This window comes from Pandoraea sp. PE-S2R-1, from assembly GCF_002179865.1.
Classification (GTDB): domain Bacteria; phylum Pseudomonadota; class Gammaproteobacteria; order Burkholderiales; family Burkholderiaceae; genus Pandoraea.
Window position 1 is genome coordinate 1 of sequence record NZ_NGUR01000065.1, and the last position, 479, is coordinate 479.

Consider the following 479-nt stretch of genomic DNA (forward strand, 5'->3'; position numbering starts at 1 on the left):
CAAGCCAGGAAGTCATTGGACACCGCCGTATCGGCGATCGTTGGCTGACGAGGCAGAACATGAGTGAAAACCTGGTTGCCCGAGTCCAGAACCTGAGCGTTGCGTTCGGCAGCAGCAAGGCCAACTTGCCGCCGGTCGTCCGTAACGTCTCCTTCGATGTTCGCCGGGGGCAGACATTGGCGATCGTCGGCGAATCCGGGTCGGGGAAGTCGGTGACGTCGCTCTCGATGATGCGGCTCATTGAGTTGGGCGGCGGCCGCATCGTCTCCGGCAGCATGCAGCTTCATACGCCGTCGGGCGAGGTGATCGACCTCGCTCAGACGCCGGAAGAGAAGATGCGCCGCTTGCGGGGCTCGGCCATCGGGATGATCTTTCAGGAACCGATGACTTCGCTCAATCCCGTCTTCAAGATCGGCGCACAGTTGATCGAGGCCATCCGCCTGCATCAACCCGGCAGCCGAAGCGCGACGCAAGCGCAA

Annotated in this window: 1 protein-coding gene; it reads left to right on the plus strand. The window is 62.2% G+C overall.

Annotated elements, in window-relative coordinates:
- Positions 1–59 precede the first annotated feature (59 nt).
- On the plus strand, positions 60–479 hold a 420-nt coding region (locus CDV44_RS27050; protein ID WP_141118829.1), incomplete at its 3' end, for an ATP-binding cassette domain-containing protein.